Source organism: Paenibacillus sp. URB8-2, from assembly GCF_013393385.1.
Taxonomy (GTDB): domain Bacteria; phylum Bacillota; class Bacilli; order Paenibacillales; family Paenibacillaceae; genus Paenibacillus_AQ.
Genome location: NZ_AP023239.1, coordinates 433,167 through 450,603, shown reverse-complemented (window position 1 = coordinate 450,603; position 17,437 = coordinate 433,167). Strand labels below are relative to the sequence as shown.

At 56.3% G+C, this 17,437-nt stretch carries 17 protein-coding genes and 3 pseudogenes; 7 read left to right on the top strand and 13 right to left on the bottom strand.

Annotation, left to right across the window (positions count from 1 at the left end; all coding sequences use genetic code 11):
- Positions 1-221 precede the first annotated feature (221 nt).
- Complete coding sequence (locus PUR_RS02155) at positions 222-356, bottom strand: zinc ribbon domain-containing protein (protein WP_179037709.1); 135 nt, start codon at positions 354-356, stop codon at positions 222-224.
- On the opposite strand from PUR_RS02155, the pseudogene PUR_RS26455 reads away from it, so the two are divergent.
- A pseudogene (locus PUR_RS26455) lies at positions 354-610 on the top strand (IS30 family transposase); the annotation flags it as partial. The gene PUR_RS02155 and the pseudogene PUR_RS26455 overlap by 3 nt on opposite strands.
- Positions 611-619: 9 nt before the next feature.
- On the opposite strand, the gene PUR_RS02150 reads toward PUR_RS26455, so the two are convergent.
- The 5 genes and pseudogenes from PUR_RS02150 to PUR_RS02125 form a co-directional block, all read right to left on the bottom strand.
- On the bottom strand, positions 620-1,198 hold the full coding sequence (locus PUR_RS02150; protein WP_442953820.1) for a hypothetical protein: 579 nt from the start codon (positions 1,196-1,198) through the stop codon (positions 620-622).
- A 40-nt stretch (positions 1,199-1,238) separates the two neighbouring features.
- Positions 1,239-2,379, bottom strand: a protein-coding gene (locus PUR_RS02145; RefSeq protein WP_179033643.1) for an IS630 family transposase whose coding sequence is annotated in 2 segments (ribosomal slippage) — positions 1,239-1,941 and positions 1,940-2,379 — 1,143 coding nt in all. Because the reading frame shifts where the segments join, the coding sequence is not laid out codon by codon here.
- A 63-nt stretch (positions 2,380-2,442) separates the two neighbouring features.
- A pseudogene (locus PUR_RS02140) lies at positions 2,443-2,874 on the bottom strand (alpha/beta fold hydrolase); the annotation flags it as partial.
- Between the two features lie 767 nt (positions 2,875-3,641).
- A complete protein-coding gene (ssuE, locus tag PUR_RS02130; protein WP_179033819.1) occupies positions 3,642-4,196 on the bottom strand; it encodes an NADPH-dependent FMN reductase in 555 nt (184 codons plus the stop codon).
- 161 nt (positions 4,197-4,357) lie between these two features.
- A complete protein-coding gene (locus PUR_RS02125) occupies positions 4,358-4,771 on the bottom strand; it encodes a hypothetical protein (RefSeq protein WP_232101680.1) in 414 nt (137 codons plus the stop codon).
- 272 nt (positions 4,772-5,043) lie between these two features.
- Between PUR_RS02125 and serS the strand changes: the two genes are divergently transcribed.
- Entirely contained in the window at positions 5,044-6,336 is a 1,293-nt protein-coding gene (gene serS / locus PUR_RS02120; RefSeq protein WP_179033817.1) for a serine--tRNA ligase, read from the top strand.
- Positions 6,337-6,531: 195 nt separating this feature from the next.
- Here the strand turns inward: serS and PUR_RS02115 are convergent, their stop codons facing one another.
- Positions 6,532-7,332, bottom strand: coding sequence for an AAC(3) family N-acetyltransferase (locus PUR_RS02115; RefSeq protein WP_179033816.1), 801 nt, complete (start codon positions 7,330-7,332; stop codon positions 6,532-6,534).
- A 53-nt stretch (positions 7,333-7,385) separates the two neighbouring features.
- Positions 7,386-7,955 carry a hypothetical protein gene (locus PUR_RS02110; protein WP_232101679.1) on the bottom strand — a complete coding sequence of 190 codons (570 nt, stop codon included), beginning with the start codon at positions 7,953-7,955 and terminating at the stop codon, positions 7,386-7,388.
- A gap of 296 nt (positions 7,956-8,251) precedes the next feature.
- Here PUR_RS02110 and PUR_RS25895 point away from each other — a divergent pair, with 296 nt between their 5' ends.
- Positions 8,252-9,244 (top strand): HNH endonuclease signature motif containing protein, encoded by a 993-nt coding sequence (locus PUR_RS25895; RefSeq protein WP_232101678.1) that lies wholly within the window; start codon positions 8,252-8,254, stop codon positions 9,242-9,244.
- Positions 9,245-9,339: 95 nt separating this feature from the next.
- On the opposite strand, the gene PUR_RS02100 is transcribed toward PUR_RS25895, so the two are convergent.
- Positions 9,340-9,549, bottom strand: coding sequence for a YwbE family protein (locus tag PUR_RS02100; protein WP_179033815.1), 210 nt, complete (start codon positions 9,547-9,549; stop codon positions 9,340-9,342).
- 108 nt (positions 9,550-9,657) lie between these two features.
- Here PUR_RS02100 and PUR_RS02095 point away from each other — a divergent pair, with 108 nt between their 5' ends.
- Positions 9,658-9,960: a hypothetical protein gene (locus tag PUR_RS02095; RefSeq protein WP_179033814.1), complete on the top strand. Its 303-nt coding sequence runs from the start codon at positions 9,658-9,660 to the stop codon at positions 9,958-9,960.
- 5 nt (positions 9,961-9,965) lie between these two features.
- On the opposite strand, the gene sdaAA is transcribed toward PUR_RS02095, so the two are convergent.
- The 3 genes from sdaAA to PUR_RS02080 form a co-directional block, all read right to left on the bottom strand.
- A complete protein-coding gene (gene sdaAA, locus PUR_RS02090) occupies positions 9,966-10,847 on the bottom strand; it encodes an L-serine ammonia-lyase, iron-sulfur-dependent, subunit alpha (protein ID WP_179033813.1) in 882 nt (293 codons plus the stop codon).
- Positions 10,844-11,548 (bottom strand): L-serine ammonia-lyase, iron-sulfur-dependent subunit beta, encoded by a 705-nt coding sequence (gene sdaAB, locus PUR_RS02085; protein ID WP_179033812.1) that lies wholly within the window; start codon positions 11,546-11,548, stop codon positions 10,844-10,846. Before sdaAB ends, sdaAA begins: the two co-directional genes overlap by 4 nt.
- Before the next feature lie 218 nt (positions 11,549-11,766).
- A complete protein-coding gene (locus PUR_RS02080) occupies positions 11,767-12,288 on the bottom strand; it encodes a GNAT family N-acetyltransferase (RefSeq protein ID WP_442953748.1) in 522 nt (173 codons plus the stop codon).
- A 180-nt stretch (positions 12,289-12,468) separates the two neighbouring features.
- Here PUR_RS02080 and PUR_RS02075 point away from each other — a divergent pair, with 180 nt between their 5' ends.
- The 3 genes from PUR_RS02075 to PUR_RS02065 all read left to right on the top strand — a co-directional run bounded on the left by PUR_RS02075 (position 12,469) and on the right by PUR_RS02065 (position 15,528).
- Positions 12,469-13,695 carry a phosphorylase family protein gene (locus PUR_RS02075; RefSeq protein ID WP_179033811.1) on the top strand — a complete coding sequence of 409 codons (1,227 nt, stop codon included), beginning with the start codon at positions 12,469-12,471 and terminating at the stop codon, positions 13,693-13,695.
- Between the two features lie 789 nt (positions 13,696-14,484).
- Entirely contained in the window at positions 14,485-15,033 is a 549-nt protein-coding gene (locus PUR_RS02070; RefSeq protein WP_179033810.1) for an SDR family oxidoreductase, read from the top strand.
- Positions 15,034-15,081: 48 nt separating this feature from the next.
- The gene (locus PUR_RS02065; RefSeq protein WP_179033809.1) at positions 15,082-15,528 is read left to right on the top strand and encodes a hypothetical protein; all 447 of its coding nucleotides are present in this window, start codon (positions 15,082-15,084) and stop codon (positions 15,526-15,528) included.
- A 48-nt stretch (positions 15,529-15,576) separates the two neighbouring features.
- Here the strand turns inward: PUR_RS02065 and PUR_RS02060 are convergent.
- A pseudogene (locus tag PUR_RS02060) lies at positions 15,577-17,437 on the bottom strand (NAD(P)H-hydrate dehydratase).

Here is a 17,437-nt window from a genome sequence, read left to right as displayed (position 1 = left end):
GTCAATGAAATAAATAGTCACATTATACTAATTGAACTTTGAAAACAGTTCGATCATAGAACACAAGAATGCGAGGATGCAGAGATTCCACGGTACGGCTTAGGCTGAAAAAGTAAAAGCCGCCTGCCTCAAGAGATTTGAGAGCATTGGCGGCTTCTTGAGCGTTTTTTATTTTCCGGTAACCGTTGGTATAGCTGATCCGCAATCGGCCTTGGACAAGATCAATTCATGAAAAAGTCTAAGATATTAAGTCCGCTGGACGTTTCCGCTTTGTATAACTCGGTGTATCCGCAGGCGGTACAGCTGATTGTAATAAATATTTGTTCTGAACAATGAGATAAGAATACTTTGAACATTCCATGGAGGTCGCCTGTGGCGTTGTAGCCAGCCAGTTCCCGTAGCCTGCCTTCCAAAGTGCAAGGTAGACCGAGGGAAGGAGTTTGCTTGCTTCGCCTCGGTGGAACATCTTCTCCAGATCAAGGACTTTTTCGCTGACCCGTATTCTCCTTGGCAACGCTGCTCCTATGAGAATGGTTATGGTCTGTTGCGAGAATTCTTCCCCAAGGGCCACGACTTTGCCACGGTCTCTGAAGAGGAACTTGCTCATGCATGCTTTCCGTCATCTTGTGAACGAATCCACCATCCACTTTGAGAATTTTTCTTTTTCTTCAAATTGCGGATAATGAGCGGATTGGTCATACGTTAAAAATTCCTTTTTATTTGCATCAATCTGATCAAAGTATGTTTTGGCTGATTTCGTGGAAGTCATGTAGTCGTATTGTCCCATAATAAAATACACCGGTAAATCTAGTTTTGTGACGATCGTAGGCAGAGGTTTTTTGAATGCTTGCCCTATTAAAATTTCTTGTGCATAAGATACGCTACGGTAATAACGGATGCGATCTAATAAATTATACTCCGGTCCGAACAATAAACCATCAGCCATGTCCGCATTATCATCGATCAGTCTTGCAGCACCGCCATATTTTCGAACATAATGGCGTGGAGTTAATATATCGCCGCTTTGAACTTTTTCAGTTAACCCTTGCAAATACTCGACGTCGGTTGTATTACCGCTCAATTTTGCTTGATCAATCGTGAAATTCAAACCATCCAATTCGCTTTCTAAGGTATTGGACATCTGTCCAATGCCGATATAGGCTTCATATTTTTCAGGAGCTTGTTGCGCAGCCTGTATGCCAATATATGTTCCAAAGGAATGGCCGACTAGTACAGCATCAGTCTTTAAATTGTGGGTAAAGCCTTTTAAGTTTTATCCGTGCATCTTTGGTAGTGAATTGCCAATCTATACCTCTTTGAGAAGCGTTACGAGCAGATTCCCATTCGGTCAGTTCGCTTGCTAATTCTTCTATTGACGGAATTCGTCTTGCTAAACATTGGCGCGTCATTACGCTCAGCTCAATTTCAGCAATGTTCAGCCAACTGCCATGTTTGGGGGTGTAATGAATTTCGAGCCGTTTGGCTAGACGCAAGGCGGTTTCCGGTTCAAAGGCTTCATACAACGAGGCGATCGAATGCGTGTTTAAATTATCCATCACTAAACGAATTTTGGGTGCACTCGGGTAATGTACGTCTAACAGTTCTCGAACTTGCTCCGCCCATTCCATTTTTGTGCGGCGAGGACGAACGCTGACGTGTCTCCAGCCCACAAGCGGTTCAGTGAAGATAAAGATACTGCAGGTCCCATGACGTACGTATTCGGAGTCTTCACGCAGCGGCTTGGCGGGCTTCATCGGGATCGGTTTTCGAGCGTCATCCAGCAGTTGGAACGGTTTCTCATCCATGCAAATCACGGGACATTCGCTGTCGTAGGGTAAATGGTAGACCTCTAATACATCTTCCATGGCTGCCACAAACGCTGCATTCTGCTTCGGTGGAATGCACCAACACTTACGAAGATGGGGCTTGAGTTCGTTTTTTTAAAATGCGGTCCACCGTGTCGTACGAAATGCTGTCAATGTAACCCAGTTCAACGGTCTTGTCTGCTAAAAGTCGAAGGGTCCACCGACTTCTTCCAGCGGGCGGAGTACTGCAACTGAGCGCGATGATTTTCGCCTCCAGTTCGCCGGTAACCTTTGGAGGATTTGGCGGTGTCAGTCTCTTTTTTCGTTCGACAGCAGCCTGTAATCCCTTTTCCGAAAAGGTCTTACGGACCAGATATACCGTGTTGGTGTGGATGTGTAATTGCTCCGCAATGGTGGTGTCCGAAAGCTTGCCGCCCACCCGGTTCTCGTCCGCCCACAACAGAATTTGTGCTCGCCGGAGTGAGCGTGCGGCCACTTTCCCTTTTGAGCACACCCCTTGTAATTCTTTCTGCTGATCCGGGGTCAAGCAAACCGCATATGCACGTAGTTTCATAGTCGATACCTCTTTTTCTCTCGACTATATCATATCTACCAAAAGTTAACTATTTTAATTCTGATGCTGTACTAGTATGACCTTCTTTTGGTTGAAACGAGTGGATATGTAATCCGTCAAAGTCAATAAATCTTTCACTAATAGATCTGTCGAAAGGTTGGAATAATCTTCTCCAAAGTGATAAGATTTCCCGCTGGCTCTTTGGTCGTAATGGACAATCGTGAAATTCTTCTCCAGTAGGTCTTGGTATTTGGTTACATAGGGTATTTCCGAAACACCTGGACCCCCGTGTGCAAAAATTATAATAGGATTGTTCTTATCCTGACCTCGTATCATCAATTCATGACCGGTGCCATTAATTTCGACTTGCTCGAGTACGCTTATGCTGTTTACGCCGTCAATTTTGGGAGTCCATGTGGGAAAAATCAATGCTAACCCAACAAGTAAAATAATAGTTGCTCCCAAATAAAGCAGAACTTTTCTTACCTTTTTGATAGTCTCATCTCCCTAGTCCTGTATGAATGATTATAGACATTGTCCCGCATTGAAATACTCACTTCAGTTCACCACCTGTACTCAATAAAATAATTGTAATCGAGGAAAGATTTTGGGGGGAACGTACAAACGTCGGGATTTTTACTAGACCCGGGACGGGGAAGGAGAGTCAAAATCAATCCCAGCGGTACACCCACCGACCAGTAACTTTATATTCCTCGTTTGGCGTCTATTTTGTTGACCCGTATTCTCCTTGGCAACGAGACAGAAGCCGTCTGAGACGCGTGGACGATTCACAGTGGAGACTCCCATCAGCCAAAGACCTCGTGAGATCCGTAAGCGGAAATGGTCTGTTGCGAGAATTCTTCCCCAAGGGGCACGAGGGTGAGTTTCGTTGATAAACAACGCTTTACAGGAATATTAACGAATATCAAGATATCTGGATAACCATACCCTGGAAAACGAACCTAAGGGAGTGTGTGACCTAGAGGGTGGAAATTTGTCCGTCTTTCATCTGAATGATTCTTTCGCAGCTGTCTCCAATTTGTGGATCGTGCGTCACAATGACCACAGTTTTTCCTGATTCATAAATTTGTTTCATAACGTTTAAAATTTGACGATACGTTCTTGCGCCCACATGTTGATGGAGCCGGAAAGTATGTTCGGACATTGATTCGGCGGCCCGCAGCGGACAGAAAAAGAAAAGCAGCAAACTCCGCGTTGCTGGAGTTCTGCTGCTTTTCCCTTTTTCCAAAGTCATTCGAGAACTACGGGCGCGCCTTGCGGCCAGCTTTCAGCTCCGTCTCTTCCGCGAACTCACCCAACGCATTGTCCAGCCGCAGCTTCAGCTCATCGGCAATCTCCACCGCTCCGGCATCATTACGCGCAACCTGGGGGTCCACCGCGTACACGCCACCTAGGATATGGCGTGCGCCCAGCACGGACAATACCGGCTTCAGAGCGTAATCAATCGTAAGCAGATGCGCAAGGCTGCCGCCCATAAAGAGCGGGAGCACGATTTTTCCGGCAAGTCCTTTTTGGGGAATTAGATCCAGAAACGTCTTGAGAACCCCCGTATAAGAAGCCTTGTATACCGGACTTACGATGATCAGAGCGTCCGCTTCGGCCACGAGGCCGTTCGCCTTCACAATCGCTTCGCTCTCGAACTTTGTATGAATCAGATCTTCCGGCGGCAGTTCCGCCACATTGATCCGCTCGACCTCAAATCCTTTGCCGCCAAGCCCATTCTCTGCATACTCGATCACCGCATTGATCCGCGATACGAGCGACGGCGTTCCATTAATCACTACAATCTTAGCCACTTTCCACCTCTTCTGTCAGTCAGCGAGACAAGGCCCCGCAAACCCGACAATAACTTAAATTTAAATTATCGTATCAAAGGGACACTCCTCATGTCAACGCGGACGGGCCTCTAAAGAATGGAAAACGCTGCAAATAATGAGATCTTGGCGAAGAGGCTCCTTTAAGCATCAATAACCGCACAGATGTTCGAACGCGGCAAACTCTCTTCTAGAACAGTACTCCGCAAGAGGTTACGGCTGCAGCCGGAGCGGCGGGCAAACTGCCCACGTAATCCGAACCTCAATGGGAGCGAGTGAGCAGGATAGGGCAGAAAACCTGAAATCGTGCATCTTTTTTTCCACTTGAAGCAACCACGGGGTAACACGCCTGTAAATGTGCATTTTTTAGGCCTGTTCAACCTCAAATTCAGTCCACACAACTGAAATGCCTGCGCAATCATAGGAACTTCTTGATAACCGACGCTTTCGATGAAAAAAACTGCACTTGAGCAGGTTTGCCAGCCGGTTAGACTGTCCCAAACGAACATCCCCTGACGCGCCAGGTTGAACATGGTTCCGCTCTGTTGCCTTGCCATTAACACCTTCGTGCGCTATACTAAACGGCAACATCACATCCCGATCAGGCCCATGACCGGCATCCAACCGCGAGGCGTTTGCGACCGGGGCGGCATTAAGACCGCTCACTAAGTTTACCGGGTTTCGCCCGTTACCGCGAAGACCAAAGAGGATCGAATGAAAGCTGTTTAAGGCTGGGTTCGATCAACCTGGGTGGCACCGCGAGCTGACGCTCCTCGTCCCATGGATGAGGGCGTTTTTTGTATTTTTTTACAAAAAGGAGCGAACGGTTATGCTAGACATGGTGTGGATCAGGGAGAATACGGAGCTTGTCAGACAGACGGCCAAGTGGAAAAAGGTTGATTTTCCGCTTGATGAGCTGCTGGAATGGGATGACCTCCGGCGCGGGCAGCGCCAAGAGACCGAAGAGCTGCGGGCGCGGCGAAATACGCTTACCAAAGAAGTTGAAGCGCTGCTGAGGCAGGGGAAACCTGCAGAGGGTGAAGCGGCCAAGGAGCAGGTAAGGGAAATCGGCGGAAGGTTGGCCGGTGTGGAAGCGCGGCTTGCCGAAGCGGAGATGAAATGCCGGGAGCTGATGCTGCTGGCCCCGAATCCCGTATCGAAGGATACGCCCATCGGCGAGAGCGATAAGGACAACGTGGAAGCCCGCCGGTGCGGGGAGCCGCCGGCATTCGGCTTTAAGCCCCGGGATCATGTGGAGCTTGGCGAGCTGCATGATATTCTCGACATTCCGCGCGGCGTCAAGGCGGGCGGGCCCCGCAGCTATACGCTCAAGGGAACCGGAGTGTATCTGCATCTCGCCGTGCAGCGCCTTGCGCTCGACGTGCTGGCGGCAAGGGGATTTACGGTCATGGACGTGCCGGCCATTGTCCGTCCGGAGACGCTTGTGCGCACGGGCTTCTTCCCCGGCGGGATGGACCAGACGTATGAGCTAAGCGGCGAGAACCGCTGGCTGGCGGGCACCTCGGAGGTGCCGCTCGTCTCGCTGTACAGCGACGAGATTGTCGAGTTGGCCGAGCCGATGAGGCTGGCCGGGATGTCGCCCTGCTTCCGGCGCGAGGTCGGATCGGCGGGGCGCGACGTGCGCGGGCTGTACCGCGTGCACCAGTTCTCGAAGATCGAGCAGGTCGTCCTGTGCGAGAATGACCCTGAGGTGTCGGAAAATATGCTGCAGGAGATTTTGGCGAACGCGGAGCATATTCTGGAGCTGCTGGAGCTTCCTTACCGCGTGGTAGCGGTCTGTACCGGCGACATGTCGCTGAAGACGCACAAGCAGTACGACATCGAAACCTGGATGCCGGGACGGTACGCCTACGGAGAGACGCACTCGGCGTCGAATCTGCTTGATTTCCAGGCCCGGCGCTCGAATATCCGCTACCGGGACGCGGGCGGCAAGCCGCGCTACTGCCACACGCTGAACAACACGGCGGTTGCGACGCCGCGCATCCTCATTCCGCTGCTGGAGAACCACCAGCGGGAAGACGGCTCGATTTATATTCCGCAGGCTTTGCGGAAGTATATGGACGGGCGGGAGGTTATTCCCGCTCCGCAGCCAGCGCTATAAGACGGCGCGCTAGGTTAGGCCGCCCATCGCGGTTCCCGCCCCATTCCAGGGATCCGTTCGGGATAATCGGGGCCGAGATGGGCGCGGCCGGCTTGCCTAACACTGAAAAAAGGTCCAACCGGGAACAGTCCGGTTGGACCTTTTGTATTGCAGATGACGATTGTCGGCCATCCCGGCCTTGGCGGTTAATAACGCCTAACGCCGCTGTTCCAGCCACCGTACAGCATAATCGACGACGGCCCGCTGGGACATCAGCCTGGCAGGCGCCGCCGCGACCAGGCCCTGCCGGACCTGCCCGGTTTCCCGTTCAAAGTCCTCGCCGATTCTGCCGAAATCATCCGAGTTCCATTCCAGATCGGGAAACCGCGTCCATCTTCTCGCCCCGTTCTCGGTGATCGGAGCGCCTGCGGTGATTTCTTTTTTCCCCGGGTAACCGGCACGGTATTCCGCGAGATGCATGGAGGTGTTGTTCAAATGCCCCACACCCAGCAGCAGCACCATGCCGTCCAGATCGTACAGCCGTCCAAGCGGCGATCCGTCGCCGAGACCGTAGGGCAGCTCATGCCCGGCAGTGACCGTATCGGCATGCTTGCCCCAGGCGGCGAAGGAATAGAGCGGATGCCCGCTGCGCCGCACTCCCGTCTGTTTGCGAAACGTTTCCGGAATAACGCCCATACCGCGCGGAAGCGTCAACCCAGGATCGTAAGGCGGCATCTCCTCCCGGATCGAATCCCACCACTCCTTCGGAACCGGAGGATTAATCCAGTCCGAAGGATCGGTGAGATCCGTCGAATGCGTCGGCATGATGAGCGTTCCGTCTTTACCCAGCGCTTCTTCCAGCGCCAGAATCACGGCGGCGGGCCCGCCCGCCACCCATTCGCCCAGCGATTTGAACGACGAATGCAGCAGCACCGTCATTCCTTCACGCAGACCAAGGCGCCGGAAATCCTCCGCCAGTGTCCGTACCGTAATTAAATTCCCTTTTACTTCCTCCATAAAACAAACTCCAATCGTATTTATAGCCATCTGCAGACAAGACTATTATAGCTTTATCTTGAAGCCGTCCGCATCCCGTGGTCATCCGCCGCATAGCTTCCCCGCCCGGGAGGCAGCAGAAAGAAACGCTGCACCGAAGGAAGGAGAGTCACAATCTGAATGAGCAGCCCAAGGCTCATATAAAATACATGCACGAGGCTGACCAAATTCATGATATAAGTCTCCACCATGATCCAGATAATCTGGCCGAATCCCACATATAATGACAGCGTCCAGGCGGAATGCAGTTCTTTAAAGGGAGTAAGCGTGTCGGCCCATACCCAGCGCGGTCTTTTGACCATACCGTACAGCACAAGGAGCGGAAACAATCCGAATACCGCCAGCAGTATAATCCCCGGGAACAAAAAGTCGGAAAAAGGCGACCTCTTCAGCACGGTATCCGCCGGCATCCCCATCATTCCTTCGCTCGGATCGATTATGAGCATCACCCCTCCGACGATCGCTCCCAGGCCCAAAAAGGCCTGCAAAACATAAAGAAACAGCACGGCGGGCGGCCGTCTTCCTGCGGACGTACTCTCCGCTCCCGCGATTGGCTTCTCCGGCCGGTTTACCCGTTGACTCATTCCTTGTTCCCCGCTTCCATTCTTAAGTTGGGCGGCCCGCAAACGAGCGGTCATCATCTGCTCTCATTATACCGAATCCTTCTGCTCCGCGATGAGACACAGATTACACCGGGTCAAAAACAATAGAAGCGGCATGAAAAGTGTGATTATCCGTACTTTGCGTTATACTTGTATCATTGGGACCAATTTAAAGAATTTTATATTTCAAGAATAAGCGGGAAGCTAATACTTTCTATATTTTATAAAACGAGGTGACAGAGGGCGGCGGCTCCGGCCGGCCGCTTTCGAGCATGCCCATGCCTTCAGTTGATCAGCATACAACCAAACAATGCGCTTACTGTCTTCAATATAAACCGCTCTCGGAATTCCGCAGACGCACCGGCAGACGCTCCAAGGCGGAGTCGCGCCGAGGCGCCTGCCGGGAATGTCGGAAACGCCGCGAGGCCGAAGCGGCCCGAAGCGCCTCCCTGCCAGAGACGGCGCAGCCAAAGGCGCAGACCCCGGCGCCGTTAACGGCTCGAGCCGCAGCGCCGCCAAAGGCCTGGCCGGCTGGGCCAGCCCGCGCCGCAGCCCCGGCGCCCGGCAGCCAGGCCTCACCGGGGGCTGCTGGCGCTGCCGTCCCGGCGTCTCCCGCAGCCGGCAGGCCAGGCCCGCGCCAGGCGAAGCCACCGGCGAAGGAGCGGTCCGCGCCGGAGTCGGCGCCCGGGGAGGCGCCGGTTCCTGCGGCGGGCGCTTCCGCGCCAAGTCCCGCCGGGGAGGCGCCGGCGCACAAGCCCCGGAAGCGCAAGCGTTCCCGCGGAACGGCCGCTCTCGAGCGGAAGCCGCATGCTTCCGCTTCGGAGGGGACAGCCAAGCCCCGCCCGCGCACAGCGGAACAGGCGGCGTCCCTTCAGCGCCAGCGCGGGCCAAAGCCCGAGCCAGACGACATCTCTGCGCTCATTCCCTCCAGGCAGGGAATGATTCTGATGCGGGGATACAGCGACAAGGGACGTCGCTGGCATCAGGAGATTGACCTCGATCTCGCCGTTACGCTGGTGCGGGAGCAGGCCGCCGTGGTGGTCAACCGCCGGACGATCCGCCGGCTGTACAGCAACAAGGACTTCCGCCGGTATATTTTGACCCGGGACCGCTATACCTGTCATTTCTGCGGCTTATACGGCGATACGATCGACCATCTGCTGCCCCGCGCCAAGGGAGGGCATACGACGCCCATGAACTGCGTCTGCGCCTGCAACCTGTGCAATCAGGCCAAAGCTGACCAGTATGTCGACGAATTTATGGGCAAATAACGTTATACAGCCATACAAAACGCCCCATTCCGGCAAGCCGCATAATCAATCGACTGCGGCGCGCGAGGAATGGGGCGTTAATGATCATGCGGGAATCAGTTGCCGGATTTCGGATCAAGAATATGCTTGACCCGCCCGACCTGACCGCTTGTCAGCCTCACCTTAATGCCATGGGGATGACGGGGCGAATTCGTCAAAATATCCTTGACCGTGCCGCGGGTCAACTTGCCCGTAGGCTGATCCTGCTTCAGCACGATGTCAACTTCAAGCCCGGGGCGGATATCCGCCCTGCTCTGTCCGTTCATGCCGCTTGTCCTCCTTTCGCGATGACATTCGAACCGCGCCCTGCAGGTGCAAAGCCGGCGGAAACAGCTATAATTAAGCTACATACAAGAGATAAGGATGGAACGGCTATGGCCTTTGGTGTAAAAAGAGAAGAACTAAACCGCTGGAAACAGGCGGTCCTGGACGGAGAGATCGCTTTCCTGACCCATTACTGGCTCGATCCGCGTTTCCCCGGAATTACGACCGTGACCAAGGTCGGCTGCAGCGACCTGGGCCGTCTTGCCGACTGGTGCAGGGACAACGGCCTGCCTCCGCAGCATATCCATAACCGGCCCCCATTCCCCCATTTCGACCTCATCGGTTCCAAGCAGCCGGAAATTCTGAAGCGAGAGGGACAGTGGGACCAGCTTCGCCGCTTCAAGCTGCTCTAGTCCGGTTATTTGTGCCGCTGGCGCAAATCCTCCATGATTTTGCGGCCGGTCGGCGTCTGGGCCAGGCCCCCTCCGGCCGTCTCGCGGTGCTTCTCCGGCATGGCCGAGCCGACCTCAAGCATGACCTTGATGACCTCGTCGGACGGAATGACGCTGCGCACTCCGGCCAGCGCCATATCCGCCGCCGCCAGCGCCGTCACGGCGCCGAAGCCGTTGCGGACGATGCAGGGAATTTCGACGAGGCCGCCTACCGGGTCGCAGATCAGCCCGAGGGTGTTTTTCAGCGCCAGACCCACGGCATGTACCGCCTGGACTGGGGTGCCGCCGCGCAGCTCGGTCAGCGCTCCCGCCGCCATGCCGATCGCCGAACCGACTTCGGCCTGGCAGCCTCCCTCGGCTCCGGAAACAAAGGAATTATTGGCGATGACATAGCCGATCGCTCCGGCGGCGAACAGTCCGTAAGTCATAACATCATCGTCCCAGCCGAAGCGCTCCTGACAGCTCAGGAATACACCGGGAATAATGCCGCAGGAGCCGGCCGTCGGGGTCGCGATGATGCGTCCCATCGAGGCGTTCACCTCCGAGACGGCCAGCGCATAGGCCATCGCCTGACCCGCCGGTCCGCCCAGACAGGATTCGTTCGCGGCGTTATAAGCTCCGACGCGCTGGGCGTCCAGTCCGGTCAAGCCGCTGCGCGAATTCGTGTTCTCCTGCATTCCGCGCCGCACGGCCTCCTTCATTACCCCGTAATATTCCTTCATTTTGGCAAATTCATGCTCCGCGGAACGTCCGGATTCGGCGCTCTGCTCTTCCACCATCAAGGCGCCGATACTTAAAGCCCGTTCCTCGGCCAAATTCGCGAGCTGGCTTAACGTTTGAAAATTCATGAAGTCTTTCCCTTCCCTTTCTCTTCCTTCGGACCTTCGTCCAGGTGAATCAGCTTCACCGACTTCACCGCGGGCAGGGCTTCCAGCTCGCTCAGCAGCTCCGGAGCCAGCATCTCATCCAGCTCCAGTACGGTCAGAGCCGCTCCGCTGCGGTTTTTGCGGTCCAAAGACATATGCCCGATGTTGACCTGGCCTCTGCGCATCGTATCGGTCACGCTTGCCAGCACGCCGAGATAGTCCATGTGATGAATCAGAACGGTCGGATACATCGCGGACAGCTTGACGCTGAAATCGTCGATTTCGACAATTTCGATGTTGCCGCCCCCGATCGAAATCCCCGTAAGCGTCAGACCTTGGCCGCTGCCGTACAGACACAGCCGTACTGTGTTGGGATGCGGGAACAATCCGGCACCCTGCCGGAACGAAATGTCCATGCCGTCCTGCTCGGCAATTTCAATGGAATCCGGCAGCCGCAAATCGTCAGTCGGGAAATCCAGCAGTCCCCCGGCAATCGCCCGGTCCGTGCCGTGTCCCTGATAGGTCGCCGCGAACGATCCGTAAAAAATAACCTCCGCCTTTTGCGGCATTTCGCCCAGCAGCTGTCTGGCCGCCCGGCCAATGCGGGCCGCCCCCGCCGTATGGGAGCTTGAAGGCCCGACCATCGCCGGTCCTATTATAGAGAATACATCTTTAAACCGCATGGCTTAAGCCTCCGCTTTCTTCCAAAGCTCAAAATGCCGCTCCCGGCTTCCCGCCGGTTCGGCATTTTATTATGAAATCAAATCATTGCTTATTTAATTATACTGCAATGGCGGAGAAACTGTGAAATTTGTCGAATCTCTGGCCCTGTGCCGCCCGCTCTACGCCTTATACAGGCAGCGCACCCGGCTTGCAGGGATGAACATGAGCCGCTCTTTTGTCAGGTGACGTGCGAGTACAGCAGAATGCCGTCCCTGAATTCCCAGCCGATTCCGTTCCAGAAACGCTGGCCGTCCGCATTGCTCCCGATTACCATCAGATGGCATTTGGCGATGCCCTCCGCGCGCAAGGCTTCAAGGCAGTTCGACACCAGGGCCCGTCCGATTCCCTTCCCCCGGTGCTCCCCGCTTACCGCGACATGATACAAAAACCCCCGCCGCCCGTCATGGCCGCACAGCGCCGTGCCGGCAAGTCCGCCGTCCGGAGATACACACACCTGGCTCAGGCCCCGGTTGCGTTCCAGAAAGCGGGATATTTCTTCCCGCGAATCCGCTGCGCTGAGCCCCATCCCCTCGGTATTCTTCCACAGCGAATAAGCCGCGTCGTAATCTTCCTTCGTCATCTCTCTGTAAATCATCATACTCCCCCCGATTCCATGATCCATCATTCGGCGCTCCGTCACCGGCAGCGTTATTTTCCCGTCCGGGACAGGCCCCCGATATTTCCTATCCACTTTTAACATAATTTTCAATTGCTATCAATGGCTATTCATACTCGGCAGGGCGCCTTAAGCGCCCAAAAAGCCGTTCAAATCGGATAGTTTTTCCTGCCCGATAAAAAATTCTTCTTTACACACTTCGTTTTTTTTAATTATATTAATATTTAATATTAAAAAATGAATATTACTTGGAGGAGTGTAAGAGTGAAAAAAGCCTCAGCAATGTTAATCGTATTTTGTATGGTTGTGATCAGCAGCTTCACCTATCATCCGTCTGCCGCCGCCGCGAAGACTGCGGAGCCGGCCCCTATCGCGGTACAGGGAGCGCTTGATGTCGAAATCGAATCGCTGCTTAAAGAAATGGGCCAATACAAAACGCAAAAAGTCGGCATGTACAGCTACTACATAGGCAAAATTGACGGAATCCCCGTCATTGTAAGCCGTACGGAGATGGGGATGGTCAATGCGGCCACTTCGACAACACTGCTCATTAATACCTTCCATCCGCGTGCGATCATTAATCAGGGCACAGCCGGAGGCCATGATGAGAAGACGCATCTGTACGACATTGTCGTCGGTAAAGAACTGATCAATTATATCAACACGATCTCCCCGACCCGAAAAGCGGGCGAAGGCAGCAAACCGGAAACATGGAATATGATGACGACCGATGTGCGGGATGACGAAGACAACCTGATGAAATACAAAACGTTCAAAAGCACGCCGGAACTGGTTGAAGCCGCTATGTCGGTAAAAGGAAAGTACATGCACGGGGACGTTTTTGCCGGAACGATCGGCAGCGCCGACCAATTCAACAATGAAGTGGATCGGATTCTGTGGACCAATGAGGTATTGGGCATGATGGCGGAGGATATGGAGACGGCTTCCGTGGCTCAAGTGGCGAACGGCTTCCACATTCCTTTCGTAGGCATCAGAGGGATGTCCGATGCAGGCAGACATGATGAGCATTGGAATCCTACGAGCGGCAGAAACGCCGGCATCTGGACAGGCGAATATGTGGTTGAGGTCATTAAGGCGATCGACAAGCAAGTTAATTTTGCGACGATTACCCAGGTGAATGGCTTCAATCTATATGTGAACGATATGAAACAAGATATTTACATGCTCGATTACAAAGGACAAGCCCTGATTCCGATCCGCAATTTGGCGGGCGTGCTTTCCGGAACCAAGGCGTCCGGTGTAACCTTCAACTCGAAGACAAAGTCTATTACATTCAAATATGATGCAAAAACAGCGACATTTAAATCGGGCGACAGCTTCTTCCTCGATGCGCAGGGAACGAAGCAGCAAGTCGAGTCCCCTTCGGTCGTTGTTAACGGTAAAACCTACGTCAGCCTGGATCTCGTCTCAAAAGCATTTGGACTCCAGACGAAAGCCGATGGCGTGGATTTGTACATCACAGCACAATAATAAATGGAGCGGACCGCTCCTTCTATGTAAAAAAGCCGGGCAGGGGATTGCATTCCCTTGCCCGGCCTTTTGCGTCGGCGCGCCGAGAGTCTCCATTCCGCGCCAGGTCTTCATGACGCCGAGAGGCTCCATTCTCCGCCAGGTCTTCATGACGCCGAGAGGCTCCATTCCGCGCTAGGTCTTCATGACGCCGAGAGGCTCCATCCCGCGCCAGGTCTTCATGACGCCGAGAGGCTCCATTCCGCGCTAGGTCTTCATATTAGTTAGTAGGCCGGGCTACGGTCATTCCTGCGTTTATACATCTTTTTCCGTGGAATTCCACCTTTCCAGACCCAATTCCTACAATTGTGCAGGCATTTCTCCTCCGATCTCCCCCTTGGTGCCTCGCAAGCTCAAAAAACTGCACAATTGCAGTCTTTCCTTCTTCCAACGGGAATTTCACCTGACAAACCTGCAGATTTGCAGGTAAACGCCCTGCCACCGGCCACTCTACACCGATACAGACTGAACAGAATTAGCGAGTGGGCCGGGTTGCGGACAATCGTGTGCCTGCCCCTCACGCTCGACCGTCAACAGTCGAATGCCGCCATGAAACTCCCCGGGCGGGCACCCTTGCCTGGGCGGTTGCATAGAGATATACCATCCCGGGAAGTCGATGCGAGCGCCAAGGAGGAATACCGCCAGTGAACCCCATGTATCCCTATTACGGGCAAAAAACGGTCTGTTAAGAGCAGCCGCTTACGTTCCCCCCCGCAGCACCAGAACCGCCAGCCCGGACTCGAAAGTCTGATGCAGCCCCGTCCGATCAGCGAAGATCCCGAATCCCGAGGCAGCGGGAAGCTGATGGGAAAGGTCGCGCTCATCACCGGCGGAGACAGCGGAATCGGCAAGGCAGCCGCGATCGCTTTTGCCAAAGAGGGCGCGGATATCGCCATCGCTTATCTGTGGGAAAGATCGGATTCCGAGGAGACGCGGCGGCGCATCGAGCAGCTGAGAAGACGCTGTCTGCTGATCGAATGCGATCAGGGGCATAAAGAGCTGATCGACTATTCATCGACCAAGGGAGCCATCGTCTCGTTCACCCGCTCCCTCGCCCTTTCGCTTGTGGGTAAAGGCATCCGCGTTAACAGCGTCGCGCCGGGGCCGGTGTGGACGCCGCTCATCCCCTCCAGCTTCTCTGCCGAGGACGTTAGCGTCTTCGGGCTGGAATCGCCGATGAAGCGTGCCGCCCAGCCTTACGAGCTCGCCGGAGCTTATGTGTATCTTGCCTGCTCCGATTCCAGCTATGTAACGGGGGAGTGCATCCATGTCGACGGAGGGGAAATGGTTACGACCTGAGGCCTTCCTTCGTATCGAAGAATACAATTCACCAAAGGAGAAATCGGTATGAAACCTGTCCGGATCAAAAACGTCCCGTCCATCCGCCTGACGGCGGGCATGTATGCTTTGAGCAAGCTGTCCGCCGCCGGCCTGACCTTCACGCTGCTGGGACTGCTGTCTCTTGTTCTGCCACATTCCGCCACAGGCTGGCTGTCCGCTCCGGCCTACAACGTATACGCCTATGCCCTTACCGTCTCGCTCCTGGCCGACGGCTTGCTGAAGCTGACGGGAACCCGGTCAAAGGCCGTGGTCCCGATCATTTATGCTCTTGCCGGATTCGGCGCGGGGCTGTGGCTTGCCCATGACCAGGGAAGCGGCTGGGCAGACAGCGCATTTCCCGGAATTGCGGCACTGCTCTTGTTCCGCTTGACCCAGCATGCCGGAGAGCGCATTCCGGCGCTGCTGCCCGTGTTCGCCCTGTTCGTCCCGCTGCTCTGCCTGCTGCTGCTCTGAGCGCGCCGCGCCGGCAAGAACCGTAAGACTTCCGCGCAGCAGGTTCATTCAAAGAGCCTCGATTATATCCGAAGCGATAACCGACGCCGGATCGTCCCGGAGGAGCGCCGCCCTTTCGCCCGCCAGTCCATGCAGATAGACACCGAACGCCGCAGCCTGAGCGCCGTCCAACCCCTGCGCCAGCAGAGCGGCGATAATACCCGTCAGGCAGTCACCCGCGCCGCCGGTGGCCATTCCGGGGTGGCCGGTCGTATTGACGAAGACCCTGCCGTCCGGCGAGGCAATCACCGTGTGCGCTCCCTTCAGCACGAGCGTTACGCCACGCTCCCGGGCAAAGGACAATGCCAGACCGGTCCGGTCCCGCTGGACCTCCTTCGTCGGAACACCGGCCAGTCTGGCCATTTCGCCGGGATGCGGCGTCAGGATTACGGGTGCCCGGCGCTGCCGCCATGACCCGTAATCACACTCGGCCAGGATGTTCAGCGCATCGGCGTCCACCACCAGCGGACACTCCGCGCCTTCCCAAATGGCCTTCAGCCAGGCCTTGTCGTCTTCGAACCGCCCGATTCCCGGACCTATCGCGAGCACATCCCGCTGACCTGCGAGCTTCAGCACTTCTTCCGCAGCCGCGGCATTCCAGGTTCCGTCCGCTTCTCCTCCGGCATCGGCCAGCATCAGCTCGGGAGCCGCACCGACCAGAAGAGGCAGCAGCTTGCCAGGCACCGCCCAGGTCGTAAGCCCGCAGCCCGCCCGCAGCGAGGCGCGGGCCGCGAGCAGGCCGGCGCCGCCCATGCGGAGGCTGCCCGCGGCCACGAGCACATGGCCGTAAGTGCCCTTGTGCCCGTCGGGCGCGCGGCGGCGCGAGACATCGACGCCCAGCACGCCTTCCAGAACGGCGGACGTCAGCCAATAGACGGACAAGCCTTCTTCCTGGGCGAGTCCTGCCGGAATGCCGATCGAGCGGACGACGATGCGGCCGGCGGCTCCCGCCCGGGGTACTGGAGCAGGCCTCGCTTGAGGAAGGCGAGGCAGACGGTAAGCGACGCCTGAATGCACGGCTCATGCTTCTCTCCCGTGTCCGCATCCAGCCCGCTCGGGATGTCCGCGGACACGACGGCCTGCCGCTCGCGTTCGCCGCGGCAATCAGCTCCGCATAGGCGCCGCGCGGCTCTCCCGCGGCGCCCGTGCCCAGCAGCGCATCCAGGATGCCGCTGTACCCGGCGAAGCCTGGGCTGCCGCCGCCATGCACGGCAGCGGGCAGACCCATCACCGCAGCGGCATCGCGCTGCAGGGCGGCCTCGCCGGTCAGCGACTCCGGCGGGACCGCGTACAAGAGCGAGACGGCGATGCCCGCCTCGCGCAAATACCGGGCGGCGACCAGGCCGTCGCCGCCGTTGTTGCCCTTGCCGACGAGCACGAGCCAATGCTCGCTCTCGGCATGCTCCGTCATCAGCGCGGCATCGCCGCTGATGACAAGCTTCGGCGCGCCCGCCGGAGCGCCGCCCGGGCCGCTGCTGCGCGGCGCCATGCCCGCGGCACCGGCATCGCCGCCATTGCCGCCGTTCCCGCCGCTGCTCGGCGTCATGCCTGCGGCGGCGGCATCACCGCGCACGCCGCTTCGCGCGGCAGCACGCCGCGTTCCGCCGGCTCCCGGCGCGGCCGCTTCTCCGTGGGCGCCGCCTGCCGCCCACGCTCCGGCATTCCACGGCGCGCCATTGTCCCGCGCCGCTTCGCCTCCCTGCCGCGGGCCACCTGCAGTGCCGGCCCAGCCCCGCCGATTGCAGAGGGCGATAATCTCCTCCGCGATGGCACGCCCGGCATTTTCCATCAGCGCGACCGCCGGAATGCCCAGCCGGTCAATCGTGATGCGGTCGAGCCGCCGCATTTCTTCCGCCGTCACCAAATGCAT